The sequence below is a fragment of the Mesobacillus thioparans genome, assembly GCF_965138835.1.
Taxonomy (GTDB): Bacteria; Bacillota; Bacilli; order Bacillales; family Cytobacillaceae; genus Mesobacillus; species Mesobacillus thioparans.
In genome coordinates, this window is sequence record NZ_CBCSFH010000005.1 from 84,429 (window position 1) to 100,453 (window position 16,025).

The 16,025-nt window shown below is 36.4% G+C and carries 12 protein-coding genes and 3 pseudogenes; 6 read left to right on the top strand and 9 right to left on the bottom strand.

Translation table 11 applies throughout. The features are described 5' to 3' along the window. Nucleotides 1-135: 135 nt before the first annotated feature. Entirely contained in the window at nt 136-747 is a 612-nt protein-coding gene (locus ACNAZ4_RS10410; protein ID WP_415814293.1) for a peroxiredoxin, read from the bottom strand. A 117-nt stretch (nt 748-864) separates the two neighbouring features. Here ACNAZ4_RS10410 and ACNAZ4_RS10415 point away from each other — a divergent pair, with 117 nt between their 5' ends. Together ACNAZ4_RS10415 and ACNAZ4_RS10420 are read left to right on the top strand one after the other, a co-directional pair. Beyond that, the gene (locus ACNAZ4_RS10415) at nt 865-1,029 is read left to right on the top strand and encodes a hypothetical protein (protein WP_214707667.1); all 165 of its coding nucleotides are present in this window, start codon (nt 865-867) and stop codon (nt 1,027-1,029) included. A 122-nt stretch (nt 1,030-1,151) separates the two neighbouring features. Beyond that, nucleotides 1,152-1,469, top strand: coding sequence for a YbjQ family protein (locus ACNAZ4_RS10420; RefSeq protein ID WP_415814294.1), 318 nt, complete (start codon nt 1,152-1,154; stop codon nt 1,467-1,469). 80 nt (nt 1,470-1,549) lie between these two features. Here the strand turns inward: ACNAZ4_RS10420 and ACNAZ4_RS10425 are convergent, their stop codons facing one another. After that, nucleotides 1,550-1,963 (bottom strand): GNAT family N-acetyltransferase, encoded by a 414-nt coding sequence (locus ACNAZ4_RS10425; protein ID WP_415814488.1) that lies wholly within the window; start codon nt 1,961-1,963, stop codon nt 1,550-1,552. 51 nt (nt 1,964-2,014) lie between these two features. Then, nucleotides 2,015-2,446: pseudogene (locus ACNAZ4_RS10430) on the bottom strand (NUDIX hydrolase); the annotation flags it as partial. A gap of 70 nt (nt 2,447-2,516) precedes the next feature. Here ACNAZ4_RS10430 and ACNAZ4_RS10435 point away from each other — a divergent pair. Next, a pseudogene (locus ACNAZ4_RS10435) lies at nt 2,517-3,452 on the top strand (DNA topoisomerase); the annotation flags it as partial. Between the two features lie 137 nt (nt 3,453-3,589). Here ACNAZ4_RS10435 and ACNAZ4_RS10440 read toward each other — a convergent pair. Then, a pseudogene (locus ACNAZ4_RS10440) lies at nt 3,590-4,130 on the bottom strand (Tn3 family transposase); the annotation flags it as partial. A gap of 1,130 nt (nt 4,131-5,260) precedes the next feature. On the opposite strand from ACNAZ4_RS10440, the gene ACNAZ4_RS10445 reads away from it, so the two are divergent. From ACNAZ4_RS10445 to ACNAZ4_RS10455, 3 genes are read left to right on the top strand one after another with little or no spacing between them, the layout of a single operon-like run. Then, complete coding sequence (locus ACNAZ4_RS10445) at nt 5,261-6,601, top strand: spore germination protein (protein WP_415814295.1); 1,341 nt, start codon at nt 5,261-5,263, stop codon at nt 6,599-6,601. After that, nucleotides 6,594-7,667 (top strand): GerAB/ArcD/ProY family transporter, encoded by a 1,074-nt coding sequence (locus ACNAZ4_RS10450; RefSeq protein WP_415814296.1) that lies wholly within the window; start codon nt 6,594-6,596, stop codon nt 7,665-7,667. Before ACNAZ4_RS10445 ends, ACNAZ4_RS10450 begins: the two co-directional genes overlap by 8 nt. Continuing rightward, the gene (locus tag ACNAZ4_RS10455) at nt 7,654-8,733 is read left to right on the top strand and encodes a Ger(x)C family spore germination protein (protein ID WP_415814297.1); all 1,080 of its coding nucleotides are present in this window, start codon (nt 7,654-7,656) and stop codon (nt 8,731-8,733) included. The genes ACNAZ4_RS10450 and ACNAZ4_RS10455 overlap by 14 nt, the downstream gene beginning before the upstream one ends. Before the next feature lie 171 nt (nt 8,734-8,904). Here the strand turns inward: ACNAZ4_RS10455 and ACNAZ4_RS10460 are convergent, their stop codons facing one another. The 5 genes from ACNAZ4_RS10460 to ACNAZ4_RS10480 all read right to left on the bottom strand — a co-directional run bounded on the left by ACNAZ4_RS10460 (nt 8,905) and on the right by ACNAZ4_RS10480 (nt 15,990). Then, nucleotides 8,905-9,168 (bottom strand): ATP-binding protein, encoded by a 264-nt coding sequence (locus ACNAZ4_RS10460; protein WP_415814299.1) that lies wholly within the window; start codon nt 9,166-9,168, stop codon nt 8,905-8,907. 248 nt (nt 9,169-9,416) lie between these two features. Beyond that, nucleotides 9,417-10,007, bottom strand: coding sequence for a hypothetical protein (locus ACNAZ4_RS10465; protein WP_415814300.1), 591 nt, complete (start codon nt 10,005-10,007; stop codon nt 9,417-9,419). Further along, nucleotides 9,988-11,640, bottom strand: coding sequence for a site-specific integrase (locus ACNAZ4_RS10470; protein ID WP_415814301.1), 1,653 nt, complete (start codon nt 11,638-11,640; stop codon nt 9,988-9,990). The genes ACNAZ4_RS10465 and ACNAZ4_RS10470 overlap by 20 nt, the downstream gene beginning before the upstream one ends. Before the next feature lie 14 nt (nt 11,641-11,654). Beyond that, complete coding sequence (locus tag ACNAZ4_RS10475) at nt 11,655-14,699, bottom strand: helix-turn-helix domain-containing protein (RefSeq protein ID WP_415814302.1); 3,045 nt, start codon at nt 14,697-14,699, stop codon at nt 11,655-11,657. A 46-nt stretch (nt 14,700-14,745) separates the two neighbouring features. Then, the gene (locus tag ACNAZ4_RS10480) at nt 14,746-15,990 is read right to left on the bottom strand and encodes a hypothetical protein (protein ID WP_415814304.1); all 1,245 of its coding nucleotides are present in this window, start codon (nt 15,988-15,990) and stop codon (nt 14,746-14,748) included. Nucleotides 15,991-16,025 lie beyond the last annotated feature (35 nt).

Below are 16,025 nucleotides of genomic sequence, written 5' to 3' on the forward strand. Positions count from 1 at the left end.
ATCCGTGCAAGCGCTTAAAGGCCAACACGTGAAGCCGTTCTTTGACTCCATCAGACGACGAGGCAACCCGCTACAGCTTGATAATCCTCCTTTTGGCCGTAAAAAAACAGGCCCTTTATTCAGGACCTGCGCTCATTAAATATTCCCGATATTCGATGGATCCGTACTGATCCCCTGCTGTCCGGGCACCCAATTCGCCGGTACGCCTTTTCCTGTCTTCTTCGCATATTCCAGAGCCTGAAGGATCCTCAGATGTTCCGGGAGGTTCCGGCCAACGTTCCCAGGATAAGTCAACTTGGCCCTGATGATGCCTTCCGGGTCGATGTAAACCGATGACCTGAAGGAGGCACCTGTTGTTTCATCTAAAACCCTGTAGGCGCGCGTGATAACGTGGGTCCTGTCACTGACCATCGGGAACGTCACATTTTTCAATGAAGGCGATGTTTCCTTAAACACCCGGTGGCTGTAGACACTGTCCGTGCTGATGGACATCAGTTCTGCCCCCATCGCTTTTATATAAGGGTAAATAGCGGCGACCGCCGCCAGCTCTGTCGGTCAGACGAAAGTGAAATCGCTCGGATAGAAAAATAAAATGACCCACTTCCCCCGAAAATCCTCCAGGTTGATCTTCTTGATATCGCCATTGATCAAGGCATCTGCTGTGAACAATGGGGCCTGGTCATCCCGGTTTGCACAAAAAACAGTCGGGCATTCCACTAAATCTTTGGCAAACAGTTTTTCATCCATATAAGCAAGCGCCCTCCTTTCAGAAAATTTGTATCTATACAATCATATGCCGTTCATTTTTTATATTTCAGGTTCTCTCAGGAAAAACTAAATGAGACAAGAAAGGAGGGTTCACGAATGAGCAGAGGAAAAGAGTTCAACCATAAGAAAAAAGGCCATCCTGGAGACTTGCCTGCAGGAGCACTGAAGGCAAAGCGTCCTGAAACCGAAGCACAGGAAGACGAGGAATTCCTGGTTGTCCAGGAAGCTTTCAAAAACCGGATCGAGGAAGATGAAGTTTAACCAATTCCGAAGCCTGGCCACTGGCCGGGTTCTTTTTTTGAAACTTTTGCCGCTGAACATCGTATAGTTATCTATACACAATCTATTCACACTAAGTATATAAAATTCGGGGAGGAATAAGCATGATCATAAGCACTACATCGACACTGCAAGGCAAGGAAGTTGAACAATACATGGGGGTTGTTTCCGGAGAAGCGATAATGGGAGCGAATGTCGTGCGCGACTTTCTGGCAAGTGTCACCGATGTGATCGGCGGCAGGAGTTCGGCATATGAGAACAAACTGGCTGAAGGCCGTGAGATCGCCCTTCGCGAAATGGAGGAAAAGGCCCGCCGCATGGGTGCGAATGCCGTCATCGGCGTCGACCTTGATTTTGAAACATTACGTGAGGGCATGATGATGTGCATCGCAACAGGAACTGCTGTCAGGATTAAGGAATAAGGTTAATATATATTATCAAAGAACCACGATTAAAATTCAGGAATAATGCTCAAAGGACCAGGCAGGCTGCCTGGTCCTTCTTATTTTTTAAAATTGGCGATTACCAGTCCGTTTCCGACTACTGAGTCTTCTTGGCGTACAAATCCCCGTTTTTCATAAAGCTTGATCGCAGGCGTATTGGCGGCCCCGGTTGAGACAATGATTTCATGGCAGTCCTTCCGTTCAACCTCTGCCAGCAGTTTTCCGGCAATTCCTCGGCGGAAAAAATCAGGATGGACCATCATACGATGTATATCCAGCACCTTCCCTGTTTTCTTATAGGAAACTGCCCCGGCCAACACACCTTCAATATAATAGCCCATGAAGGTTTCGCCGCAATTTTGCAGCTGTTCGAATGTTTCTTTTAACGGAGGGATTTCATCCGTTCCAATCAGGTCCGCTTCAATCTTGTACGCCTTTTTCTGAAGGTCAAGGACTTCCGCAGCTGCCTTCACTTCATACAGTTCAATTCCCCTGATGACAGGCAGGATTCCATAACCCTTTATTTTATTAAGGATCAGTTCCGGCCTACCCTGGAGCGATGGAAGTTTGTTCATTGCAAAAAAACGCAGCTCCTTGCTTTCGCCATCGAGCATCTGCAGCTGTCCGTCCCAATCTGTGCAGGCATATAAGGCAATCGCGTTATGGATTTCGTCGCCATTAGGATATTGAAAGTAATATTCCTCACCAGCTATTACATCCAATAACTTCAATGAATTCAGGCGCAGCCCTGTTTCTTCATAAAGTTCTCTGCGGGCGGTCTCTTCAAAACTCTCCCCAGGTTCCATCGCACCCCCTGGGATTCCCCACCTGCCTGTATCAGAGCGAAGCTGCAACAGCACTTCATACTCCTTATTAAAAACAAGTACCGCCGAACCTGCCAGGATGAATGGCCGGCTGCCAATCAAGGCGCGGATTTCTTTAATATAATCGCTCATGGTATCCTCCAATACAAAAAGTTGCTTTTTTCCATTATACTAAGTAAAGCATGTTTTGAAAGGAGCAATCATGAAATCACTAGTCCTTGCAGAAAAACCGAGCGTTGCCCGTGAACTTGCGCGTGTGCTTGGCTGCAATAAAACGCATAAAAGTTATTTTGAAGGAAACCAATACATCGTCACCTGGGCACTCGGCCATTTGATCGAGTTGAAGATGCCGGAGAATTATGACCCGAAGTATAAGGTCTGGAAGCTTGAAGAACTCCCGATCATTCCGGATAAAATGGGTCTGAAGGTCATCAAGCAAACGAGCCATCAGTTCAAGATAATTGAACATCTTGCTGAGCGCAAGGATATTGGGGAATTCATCATCGCGACCGATGCCGGGCGTGAAGGCGAGCTTGTCGCAAGATGGATTCTCCAGCGCATCAACTGGCGAAAACCAATCAAGCGCTTGTGGATATCATCCCAGACAGACCGCGCCATCAAGGACGGCTTTAAAAACCTGAAACCCGGCAAGCAGTATGAGGACCTGTACGAGTCGGCTGTCTGCCGCGCCGAGGCTGACTGGCTGATCGGACTGAATGTTTCACGGGCACTGACCACAAAGTATAAGGATCCCTTATCAGCTGGACGCGTCCAGACGCCGACACTCGCAATGGTCCTTGAACGTGAGGATGAAATCAACAAATTCGTTCCGAAGGATTACTGGACCATCCAGGCAAAGGTTGGCTCGCTAAATGCTGAATGGGACCATAAAGGCGAAAAGCGGATTTTTTCCCAGGAAAAAGCAGGGCAGATTAAACAGAAGCTATCCAATAAAAAAGCAGTGCTGAAGTCACTCGACCGCAAGCAGAAGTCCGAACCGCAGCCGATGCCATACGACCTGACGGAATTGCAGCGTGACGCCAATAAACGCTTTGGCTTCTCAGCAAAGAAAACTTCCAATGTGCTTCAGGGTCTGTATGAGCAGCACAAGCTCGTCACCTACCCGAGGACAGTATCTGCAAGAAAGGAAGTGCGCATAAATTATTTACCTTAAAATCATATTAATTTACCAGTCTATTTTTCTGTTTATAAATTGTGCATAATATTTTAGTGTACATAAATATAACCAAACGCGGAAATATACCGGCTGGCCCCCCATTGGGATACATTCGCTAATTGCTTATATGTAAGTCCTGGTGTTGCTTCTGTCATCTTGTAATCCATTATTCATTCCCATCCCTAAAAGGGCAGCCATAATCATAATCGATTCTTTTTTATCTGGCTTTCGATTATTCGAAGCATGAGTAAATTGCATGAAATCTGGTTATATGAGCAACATCCATGAGTAAATCGGTTAATTTTATAAGATAGCATCTGATACAGGCTTTCACTAAACTTTTTTGCTTCTCCTGGAACATCTTTTTCTAAGCGTGCAAGTGACAGCTTTCCTTTTTCAGGCGAAACTCCATCTAACTTGTTGGAATTGGTAGCTAACCACTTTAACTTTTCATTAAGGTTGCTGGCTCTTTCCGATATAAACATCGAATGATAAACTAACTGATAACCTCGTATTTCCCTTCGTTTAATTCCATGTATCTACCAAAAACAAATATTCCTCAAAATCCCTATATTGTCTGCTGTATACAATGGAAACGTCTCCTGCCAGAACATACTCCTGCAGTTCTGTTAAAACAGCTTTTTATTTTCTAAACAGATCAGTCCTTTTTTTCGACAAAAACAGTTGTTATCGGTTTAATAACGATTGTTCTTGGAATCGATACAATCACACAACCAGCAACCGCCCTTGTTGCTTCTTTGACTGCTACCTTGCAGGCTGGCGGGGATACGAAGTTTCCGATGTATATGACAGCGATAGGAATATGGGCGATTCGGACCGTAGGGGTTTATTTACTAGGTGTTTATTTTGGATTAGGACTTATCGGAGTCTGGATGCAATAGACAATTATGTTCGTGCGATATTTTTAATATTACGTTATCGTTCTTCTAAGTGGATTCGAAATTTAACTTGATTAGCATTTGTGTTTCTTTTTTCTTTATTCCATTATAGGGCGCTTTAATGAAGTAACTAAAGCCTAATTTCTCACTTAATACCGAGAAATTAGGCTTTTTTATATTTGGATTTCCTTAAAGTTGTAAATCCGCATTATCCTGACGCCACCCTAATTATGATAAATCTTGGAAGTAACTTTTTTGTTTCATGATTACTACCTACACCCTTTTATGTAAAGTGGAATAATGTATGTAAAAGCAGATTTGGAGGTGAAGAATCAAGAATGGAAAGTTATTCAACTCAAAGTATAATTGTCCTTGGCACGGGGATACTTGTTATAGGTGCAATGTTCGTTTTTATAGGCGAATATAAGAAGTTGGGTGAATTAAGGGCGTAAATTTTGTTGGTGGTGGAATAAAAATGGCTGAAAAATTAGAGACCTTTATATTGAAGAAATTTAAAGATGTAAGTGATTTTGAGTTACACAAGGGGTAGCGTCAGGAAAATGCGGATTTACAACGCTAAGATTATTTGAAATATTATTCCCCCGTCTTTAACAACGTTAAGTAAGTTTTAATGTTATTTCAGAATCTATTAGAATCATTTCTATTTCTTTCTAAATTAAATAGTATTCTTCCATCAAAAATGCGCGAAGAAAGGGTATCTGCTTGAAATCACATTGATTCTTCATCAAGTTATCCCAGTTTGATACACCTTTTCTTCCCCCACAATGAATATTTTATTTAATTCGTGCTTACCTTTCATAGGGTACAAATTATCATAACCGAGTGAGTAGTGAATAGGAAGTTGCTCTTATGAAAATAATAGGGAAGATGAATTATTCTGAAAGGACGATCAACTTGAACTCCTTTTTAACTGATATTCAATCATCTTTTAAAGATTCCGATGATTTTTTCTCCTTGCCCATACGGCTTATAGGGGCAGAGTATTATATTTTAGGTCTTAATTCTTTAATTGACCTCACTAAAACAAACGAATTACTTACCCAGACTTCTCAAGTTTTGATTGATGAAAGCAAATGGAATCAACCGAACGTAGAAGAAAGTATTTCAGAAATTCTTAATGGAAAATTAATCATTTATCATTTTGATAACCATCATAATTATATCCTAGATCCTGTTCCCAAAACTCTAAGCAGATCAATTGATAAACCGGCAAATCAAAATATTCTCCAAGGACCTCAAAAATCTTTTATTGAGGAACTAGATACTAACCTTGGTATGATGCGAAAACAAATTATTTCAAATAATCTTCGTACAAAAACTTTTATTATTGGAGACGACCAACCAAAGGAAGTTGCCATTCTATACCTTGAAGGTATTACAGATGTTGATTTTGTAACAGAGTTAGTTAGCCAAATTGAAATTCATAAGAGTAAAAATATTGCCCATCTTCAGGACGTAAGTAGGGTGTTGGGATTTTCTAAAGTTAATCTTATTCCAAAATTTAATACTTCTGAAATTCCACAAGAAGCTGCTGCTTATTTAAACAAAGGAAGAATTCTTATATTTTTAGATGGTTTACCGTTCGCTTTAGTTCTTCCTCATCTATTCACTGATATGTTTTTTCAACAAAATGACCATAACTTTTCCTATCTTATTATGTATGCAATTAGACTTCTTCGAATCCTAGGTGCCTTTACTGCTGTTATTTTTCCAGCACTTTATGTTGCAGTCGTTGCAGTAAATCCAGAGTTATTGAAGATTGAATTAGCTCTCTCTATAGCATACAGCCGAGAAGGAGTACCATATCCTGCTTTTATTGAAATTATATTAATGCTCCTCATTCTCGAATTAATATTGGAAGCAAGTATTAGACTCCCTGCTAGTATAGGTCCAACCATTACTATGGTTGGAGGAATCATTATAGGTCAGGCGGTGGTTGAGGCAAAACTAGTTAGCAACATCTTAATTATTGTCATTTCCGCAACCTTGATTGCTAATTCAACCGTTGTAGGTTTTCAAAACAATTTCACTTTGCGTATCTTTAAATACGTCATAGTAAGCGTGGCCGCTGTATATGGTTTACTCGGCACTTTACTCGGGGTTGTTTTCTTTTCAGCCTATTTATCAAGTAAGACTATCTATGGAACTCCTTATGTTAACATTTTTGAAGGTGGAGAAAAAAGTGGATAAAACCATCCAAGTCGTTTTTGTTTACTGGTTAATAAATATAGGATTACTTTTTTTTGTTTACCCGGAAAAAATCATTAGTAGTACAGATAGTGGCCACTGGATTCCTATCTCTATTGAAATCATCATCCATTTATTTGCTCTTGGGTTATTTTTGAAAGGGCTTTCTCTTTCCCAGAACACTGATATTATTACCATTTATATGAGTCTAGGAAGGAAAGTTTCATTAATATTTTCCTTGCCCTTAACTATTTACCTTATGGATGCTTTAGTGTTAACATCTAGAGCTTATGCTGAGATTACTACCATTGTCTTTCTTGCCAACACCCCTATTTGGTCTATTACTGCTCTGCTTTTGTCTATTCCAACTTATTTAGCTATTAAAGGTATTCATACAATTTTTCGAACCGGAATGCTAATAGCAATTTTTTTTCTACCTGTTTCACTTATAATGATGTTTGTGTCCTTCCAGAACGCCGATATTTATCAAATGTTCCCTATTAGCAATTCGTTTGAATTTATTAGATCAACTTCTTTTTATAGTAGCTTTTTTTCAATAATTGTAGGGTTTCTTTTCTTAGGATTTATACAGCCATATGTAAAATTTAAGGAAAAAAAAATGTTTTTCTCAGCCTTATTTCTAATACCCATTTTTTTCTTATCTGTATATGTTCCCATACTTGCTTTGGGGCAGGAAACAAGTAAAAGATTATTATTTCCTTTCGTAGTTCAATTAGACTCGATTGAAATTTCATGGTTCTTTTTTGACAGGGTAACCATGTTTTTTATGCTTTTTTTGTACACGTATATATTATTATTTTTTGCACTTCTTTTATGGAGTATCGCCAGGATATGTAATCAATATTTTTCCAAAATCAGAATACCCACCTTTGTGATAGGCATCTCCATTTCAGCGTTTGGGATCGCCCTTCTGATTCCAGGCTGGGACTGGATTAATAAACTCTTATGGTGGGGGACACCTCTAAGGATCTATAATATAGTGATTGTACCATTATCCATTTTCCTTTTAGGAAAAAGGAGGAAAAGGCTCCATCATGAACATATTTAAGACTGTATCAAAAATATTTTTCTGTTTATCGCTGCTGTTGCCACTTGCTGGATGTTGGGATATAAAGGATATCAATCACCGTACCTTACCCCTTATGATGGGAATCGCTAAAAACAATGACCATTTTATCGTTATACTTCAAATCCCTATTCCTACAAAGGATGGAGCGAAATATACAATTGTAAAAGGGATTGGGCCTACAGTCTCTAAGGCAGTTGAAAATATAAGGACAAACTCAGAAAGCTCTATTGATCTTTTACATCTTAAATTAATAATATTTGAAAAGAACTTTGCGGAAGAACAAGGGATTCAAGAGCCTATTAATACATTTATTCGTATTCGGGATATTTCTCCTAAAACGATTGTGGCTATTAGCGATGAACCCATAGATTATTTTTTCGAGAAGATATCAAAGGGCATGGAAAACCAAGGAACCTTTGTATATGATTTTTTTGAGAAGAATGCAGGCTGGACGCCGGAAATAGCTTTAACAAGAGTTTGGGAAATCTTTCGCAGCATGGAGTCTTTCACTCAAGATACGGCTGTTCCTATTGTGAAATCAGGAAAGAATACTATTTTTGAGTATGTGGGGTCAGCACTATTTAAGAGAGGAAAGTTAGTTTCTACTATTAGCCCAAATCAAACGCTATTATATAATGCGTTTCACGGCAACAGCGTCTATGGGAAAATTGAGGTAATGAAACATGCAAATGTCATGATAGTGAGTAATTCTATCAAACATGATAGTCAATTAATCGGGGATACTCCTCATATTAACTCGGTAATTAAATTAAAGGTTGTTTTGCAGGAAGTGAAAGGGAATCCTTCTGAGGCAGAAATCAATAAAGAAATGCAAGATGTGCTAACAAAAAGATTAAGGAAAATGTTAGTCACCTTGCAAAAAGACCAAATTGACCTTTTGGGATTGGGCCAATATTTTAGAAATCAACTTTCTTATGAAGAATTAAAAAATTGGCGATCCGACTATTATCCCAAATTAAAGATGAACTTCCGAATTAAGACGCAGATACAAGATGAAGGGAATCTAAAATATTTGTCTGATTAAATGTAATATTTCCTATCTGTGAGGCTGACTCAAGAAAAAAAGTAGGACCCCACTATACAAATATCTAGGTAACCCTTAAAAAATTATTTAAATATTGTATTTATTAGCGAGGTCAGCTGTCAGCCTCTAGGAGATAGATTACATAAGATTTATTCAGCTATAAAGAAATTTTTAACTTATTGGTAAAATGACCGAGACTGTAGTCCCTTGATTGATCATACTTTTTATTTCCATTCTCCCACCATGTACTTGGATAATTTTATGACAAACCATTAATCCCATTCCCGTACCCTTTTCTTTTAGACTATAATATGGTTCTCCAATATGAGAGAGTCTTTCATTAGAAATCCCACACCCTTGATCCATAAAACTTATATTAATCGAATCATTATCAACTCTAGTCATCGTCACCTTGATAAGTCCACCATTTAACATGGAATCTGCCCTATTTGACAGTAGCAGAAGGAATGAGGCTGGCTGCCCTTACGTTCGATAAAGATGTATCCAAATTACCTTGTTATGCAGGATAACGATTTTTTATAATATCTAGCCGATATTCCACAAAGGATATCGGCTTTGTTTTTATCTAGAAATCATGCTATATCCATCTATAGTTTTGTTTAGGTAAGATACAAATTTGGAATCAGAAAAGTGTTGATGAAATAAATTGATTTATCTCTCATTTAGTCATCAAATAATGTTGCGAAACTACTCTTAAGATCCAGGCTGAGACTCTCCTGTTTATTCTGTTCATTTATGGAAATTACATTATCTCGTATTCCTTTTTCTCGCCTTACACTTGGATTAGTACTAGCAATTACAAGACTTTCATAATGTTTAATAATGGCTTGCTGTTCATTTATTTCTTTTTCTTTTTGTTTGATAATCTCCTCTAAGTCTTCTGTATCCTTTACTTTTTTATTTAGCTTTAAGTTTTGTTCATAAAGAGACTGAATGACTTCGTTTAAATTAAACAAAGCATCCCTTAATCCCTTTTTATTATTTTCAAATCTTGTAATATATTCATCTATATTTGGAAGGGGGAGAGAATGATTTGTTGTAACTAAGGATTGACTAATGATAGGTTGATTCAATCTATTAATCACATGCGCCATTCTCCGTGACCAAACATGGCGTTTGATTTTGGTTGCCTTCTCTAATTGTAGGTAAGTTACTTTCCCAGGATTATCTTTAACATATTTCTCAAGTATTGACTTAAGTTCAGCCTCTGTATACCTATTAGGACGACCTTTTTTATTTTTGTTCGGTTCCATCTGGATTCACCTCAAATCTTTTTGGGATTAGTGAGTCTACCATAGCTTTTTGTTCCATCAACCTATTAAGTTCATTTGCGGTAGAAGATAGTTCTTCCTGATCAATTGTCGAATAATAGTTAGTATCTAGATTAAATTTCATATTTTGATTAATATGTTCTAATAACTTAATTTGATTACTGATACGACGGTCTAATAAGTCTGAACAATCTGTTAACCAACGAATTCCGTCTGTGAGATTTTCCTCTGGATTGAAATGATAAAAATCACAAAATCGACAATCACCAGTACAGTTATTTGGAAAATTCGAATCTGTACAATATCCATATTCAACAGGTCTTAGTGTCTCAAAGTCACTAAGCTCATAAATACGATGTTTGTCAAGTTTGCCTTTAACAGTAAATATACCGTCTGACATAGATTTATTTAATCGGTCTAATCGATTATTCTCGGACAAAACATATACCATTGACTCTGCAAAATACTCAATATGTCCCCAGTAATTTTGTTGAGTTCTTAATCGTCTATGTCCACCCATTTTAGCGATGGATAGCATGTTAAACCCCTGTAGCATCATGTTGCAAAAGGCGAAATGCCTTGTGTCACCAGGAGAAACTTGCTCTACTTCTAAGTATTTATATTTACCTCCCATAACTTTCTTGTAAAAATTATCTAATAGCCACTGAAATTGTGATAATAGTAGAACAGAGCGATCCTTTTTGTAGGTATCTCTCTTTAAATCTAGATACTTATAATAGGTTTCATACGACATTAAATAGTTCGACGTATAATCATTTGGTAGCATATCTTGATATGTTTTTAATAATCTATATGTTTCTTGGTTAATTTGAAGCGTGTCTTCAACATCGATATCACTATAACTTTCGTATTTCCGTTTCTCCCTTGGGACTGTGATCCAATATGAATTATCTTGGTTTTTCGTGATACAGTTTTTCTTCAATAGGAGAAATTCACTAGGACGCAAAGGTATAATCGTTGTTATTTTCCACCATAATAATATTGGGTAATATTTTGCCCGTTCATGTTGATTGCAAGTGTTTTCAAAGTCACTTATTACATCATCAAATACTAGGATAGATTCGTACTTAGGAAGTTTTCTATTTCTTTGAATATATTGATATAAAGGGGTACATTTTTCAATATATTCAGCAGCATTAGAATGACTGAAAAAATGCAGAAATCTGACTGTGTACAAAGCAATACTATTCCGTTTGCTATACCCAAATTGATTAATGTATTCTTCCAACTCTGGTAAAGCCCCTAAGCTAAATCCTTTGCTAATATATATCGCTTCTTTTATTGAGGTAACAACGTGTTGTGTATGATGAATTGTAAATTCAGATGAAATTTGAAGTAGGGCAAAACACTTCAGAGCAATATTTAATTCGCGAAATAGTTCAAGTTCGAACTTCAAAGATCGTGTGTTTCTAAAACGGTCACAAAGTGTCCAGATAGTATCGTCAAAACAATCTGCTTCAAGATAACCTTTTAATTTATATTCCATAAAAATATTATAGTATTGAGAGATATTTGTTTTATCAAATCTATGATTTTCAATGATATTTATATTCATAGATTTCCCTAAATCTTTTATTCTTTTTTGTGAGATCACAAGTCCACAACCCTTTATACTTTGGTTTCTGATACCTTAGATGTAACAGATAAATCATCTTGAATATCAATTAAAGAATTTCTTAAATCCCTTAAGTCAATAAATGTTCCAATATGCTCTCTACCTAACTCAACCGCTGCTTGTTCTAAAATAAATAAAACCTTAAATAACAGAGATGAATCTCTTTTTCGTATTGCCTCAAATTTCGTTGATTTTATTGATTCAATCAGTCTCTTTAATTCCTCACCTACTGAAAATAATAGGTAGTCTTTTGGTATAATATATTCGCAATTTAAACAGGAGGTAGCCGCATTATTACTACATTTAGGAAATATAAAGCATTGAGCATGTTTCATTTTAGCAGGCAATTCTCCGTGGAAAATCTTCTTTAATTTAATTTCTAATTCTTTTTTTGACATCATTGCTAAGCGCAATGGTAACGAATTCTCATTATTTTGTTCCTTTAGTAAGAAAGACGATAGACCTTCCAATTGAATAGGTGCATAGCCGTCACGGTATAACTGTATCATCTTTGTTCGTTCTTCTAGTGTCTGTGAACCCTGATCCGTATATAAGTTAATCATACTATTATACAACCAACCAAAATGGCCGCGATTAAACAGGTTAAGTGAAACATTATCTAGAGGCCCATCTTCATTCGTAAATTGTATATAAACAGTTGTTGAGTCTTGATCTTTATGATATCGCATCGTTCGTGTTAATTCGTATGAAATATCAGCATCTTTTCCTGATTCATTAATATGGTGGAAATAATAGGTTAGTAGAGTTCTGTTCATTTTTAAACTTTTAAAATCCGACAAATCTTTCTTATGCTTAAAAAATTTTTTGTTAATGAAATTGTGCCTGATGGATTCGAGCAATAAGATATCTTTCCATTTTCTACGGTGCAATTCAACAATTACTACGGCAGTTGCAAATGGAACGACAAGATCGTTATGACACAAAAACTGTCCAAGTGCACCCGTTTTGGAAATCCGCAATTTCCCTACTTTTAAATAGACCTGATTTGCAATTAATAGGGCTTGTTCTTGCGATAGTCTTTCTTTTTCAAAGTAACTAAGCGAGTTGACTTTGATATCATCCAGATCAATGGAAGGAAGCCCGTGAATAATATCTGATTTACGCCAGGCATTAATCATATGCATTAAAACAAATAACCACGTTTGAGCAATTGTTTTAGTTTTTATTGCTTCTGGGACATGAACCTCAATATTTTTTACATAATTGTAGTAGTCCATAAACTTTTCAAAGCTATATATATTTTTGTCTTTGGAACCCTTGTTTGCCATATTATAATTATTTTTAAAATTACAATTCACACGTTTTGCACAATATTGAAGAAAAGAAACAAAGTATTGTTTGACATAATCAGGAGTGCTTTTTGATTGCAGTATTCCTTCAATTTCTCTATCTGTAAGAAGAAATACTTCTCTAGGAATAATCGATATTATAGCATCAATTGTATTTGCGTAATAAACGACTTTCTTGTTTAGTGTATCTCCATTTGCTTTACTATTAGATAGCGTGTGATTAACAAATTCCATATACAAATCAAATGAACCTTGGAGTGTGTTTGGTATTTCCAAATTCAAGGATTTGTATTTAAACTTATTGATCGCATCGAGAGTAGTGAACTGACCTTTAGTTTCAGGTGTAAACTGCTGATACAGTGAGGTTTCATAATCAGCAATATCTGCTTCTGGAATAACCCAACTTCCTGTTGACATTTTATAAGCTCTTGGAAATCGATTATATAATATAAGCTGTTTAGTATAGCCCTTGCTAAATTTTAACCTTTCAGCAACTTCACTTATGGTTAAATAGCCTGGAGGAATTGATAAAGTTAACTCAAGACTTTCAATATCTGTTTCAGGGATTAAATAGCCCTCTCTTCGTGCCCTTAAGATAGCATTTGGGAATTTATTTTCTTTTATATATTTTCTTATAGTATCTGGATGACAAGCCAATATTTCAGCAGCTTCTTTGATTGTTATATATCCAGGTAACTTAATTGGCTTTTGCATTTCAAGTAATTGAATATCTGTTTCTAATATTAAGTATTCATTTTTATGACCGCGAATATAGTTAGGGAAGTTTCCTTTTCTGATATGTTCCCTAACTGACTCCTCATGACAGCCGAGTTTCTGCGCAGCTTGAGACACAGTTAAGAAGCCATCAGGTATCACAAGAGATTTTTCATATGCTGAGATATCTGATTCTAATATTAAATAACCTTCAGTTTGGTTTCTGAAAATAGTGTTTGGAAATTTGTTAGCTTTAATATAGTCTCTAAGAGTAGCTATACTAATATCTAATATTTTTGCTGCTTCTTTTAATGGTATGTATCCTTCTGGTAACTCTAAGTTTGTCTTTAAATTTTCAATATCCAATTCTGGAATAAGATAACCTAGACCGGCCCCTCTTAAAACCGCATTATGGAGTTTATTTGTTCTAATGTAGGTTAAAATATGACTTTCACTCCACAACATTCGCTTAGCAGCTTCTTTAGTTGTTATGTACCCTTTTGGTATGCTTAAATCTTGTTGTAAGTTAAGTATATCCTTTTCAAGAATCCAATATTTCCGTCCAACTTTGTGATAAGAAAGGGTGCCAACATTTATATAACGAAGAATAGTATTAGGGTTTAACGACACCATACTAGCAACATCTTCTAAGGAGACATAACCATCTGGTTCAAGGGCTTGTTCGAAATCTTCCACATCAGATTTCGGAATTAATCGGCCTCGACCGTGTTTTTTTGAAATTGTATTAGGGAACTTTCCTTGTTTGATATAAATTCTTATGTTGGAATCAGAACATGACAATCTTGATGCAACTTCTTGAATTGTTAGGTAACCTTCGGGAACGGTGGCAAGTTCTTGTCTAAGAGTATCAATGTCTGATTCAGGTATGAGATAGGAACGACTATTTTCTTTTTGGATCGCATTCGGAAGTTTGTTTTTTTTTATATAGCTTCTAACGGTACTTTTATCACAGGATAGTGTTTTAGCTGCTTCCTCAACATTTAAATAGGACATCTTTCAGCACACCCTTTCAAACTCTCTGATTTAACTTACACTTGAATCATGGTTTTGTAAGCTCTGGACTGCTTGATCCATATAGAGTATCTAATCGGTTTTCTAACTTTTCTTTCATTCTGTTCGTATTCGCAAAGTATGGCATAACGGATTCAAAGCTACTGTCTCCACGAGGAAATGAAACTTCATAAAGATTTTTCGCTTCTTCAGCTAAAAGATTACTAAAAACACCTCTTCCTAAGTGCGTTGACCACTTGAAACTTGCTAGGGTCAGTGAGGCCATTTTATCATCTACATTCTTTGAGTTTCTTAAATATGAAAGAAACTCTTCCTTTAATTTGTTAAAATAATATCTGTAACTTTGTCCAGTTAAAGCATAGCCATGTTTGTTTATAAAAAGTGGATCTGAACCACTTGTAGCAGGATATTTTTCGAGATGATTTTTATAAAAAACCTTTGCCCAATTTTTGTACCCTAATACCAACTGATACCTAGGCTTTTTAACATAATTTGATCCAGACGTATTACTAAGATCGGTTCTTAGGTTCCGACTTTCAAGGTTAAGAACTAATCCATTTTCACCATAGGACCCAAGAGTACTTACATCCATTCGCCGTAAGTTTACAATTTCCCCAACCCTTAATCCCCCAAAAAATTGCATATACACCCCTAATGCAATTGCACTTTTGGTTTGAAAGGCTATTTCTAAGAAATATAGAATGAATTCATCAGGTATGGTATGTAAAATATTATTCTTTTTATCTCCTAGGTAGTTAACATTATGGAAAGGGGAGACATAATAAGTCTCATATTTATTGTAGGGTTTGGTCTTCTTCTCGAATATATCCATTTCAATGTAAATGAAATTTCTTTTTGCTAAATAGATATAGAACTCAGTAATGGTTCTTTCTATTTTTTGTACAGTACTACGAGGAACTTGATTATAGGTTAAATCATTTAGAAAATCACTACCATGTTCTAAATCTATCTCGGTTATGGAAGAAAGGTTATAATAATTTTTATTCTCAATAAGGTAATTAAGGAACTTAACTAGATTATAGGCATGAGATTTCATTGTATTAAAAGCACTGTACTTCCACTTATAAAAAATAAAGTCTGTTAAAGGATGTATCATCGACTTATTGTTTCGTCTGTTTTTAACTGCAATAACTGCAAATTCTTTTTCAACCTTACTGCCGTCTTTGTTTTTACCAATTTGTGACCAAACCGATCGAACAATAAATTTGATATATCCACTTCGATCAAAGTCAACTACATTTTTACTTTTCATATAAACCCTTCCTTGTATAAATATAACCTGGTAAT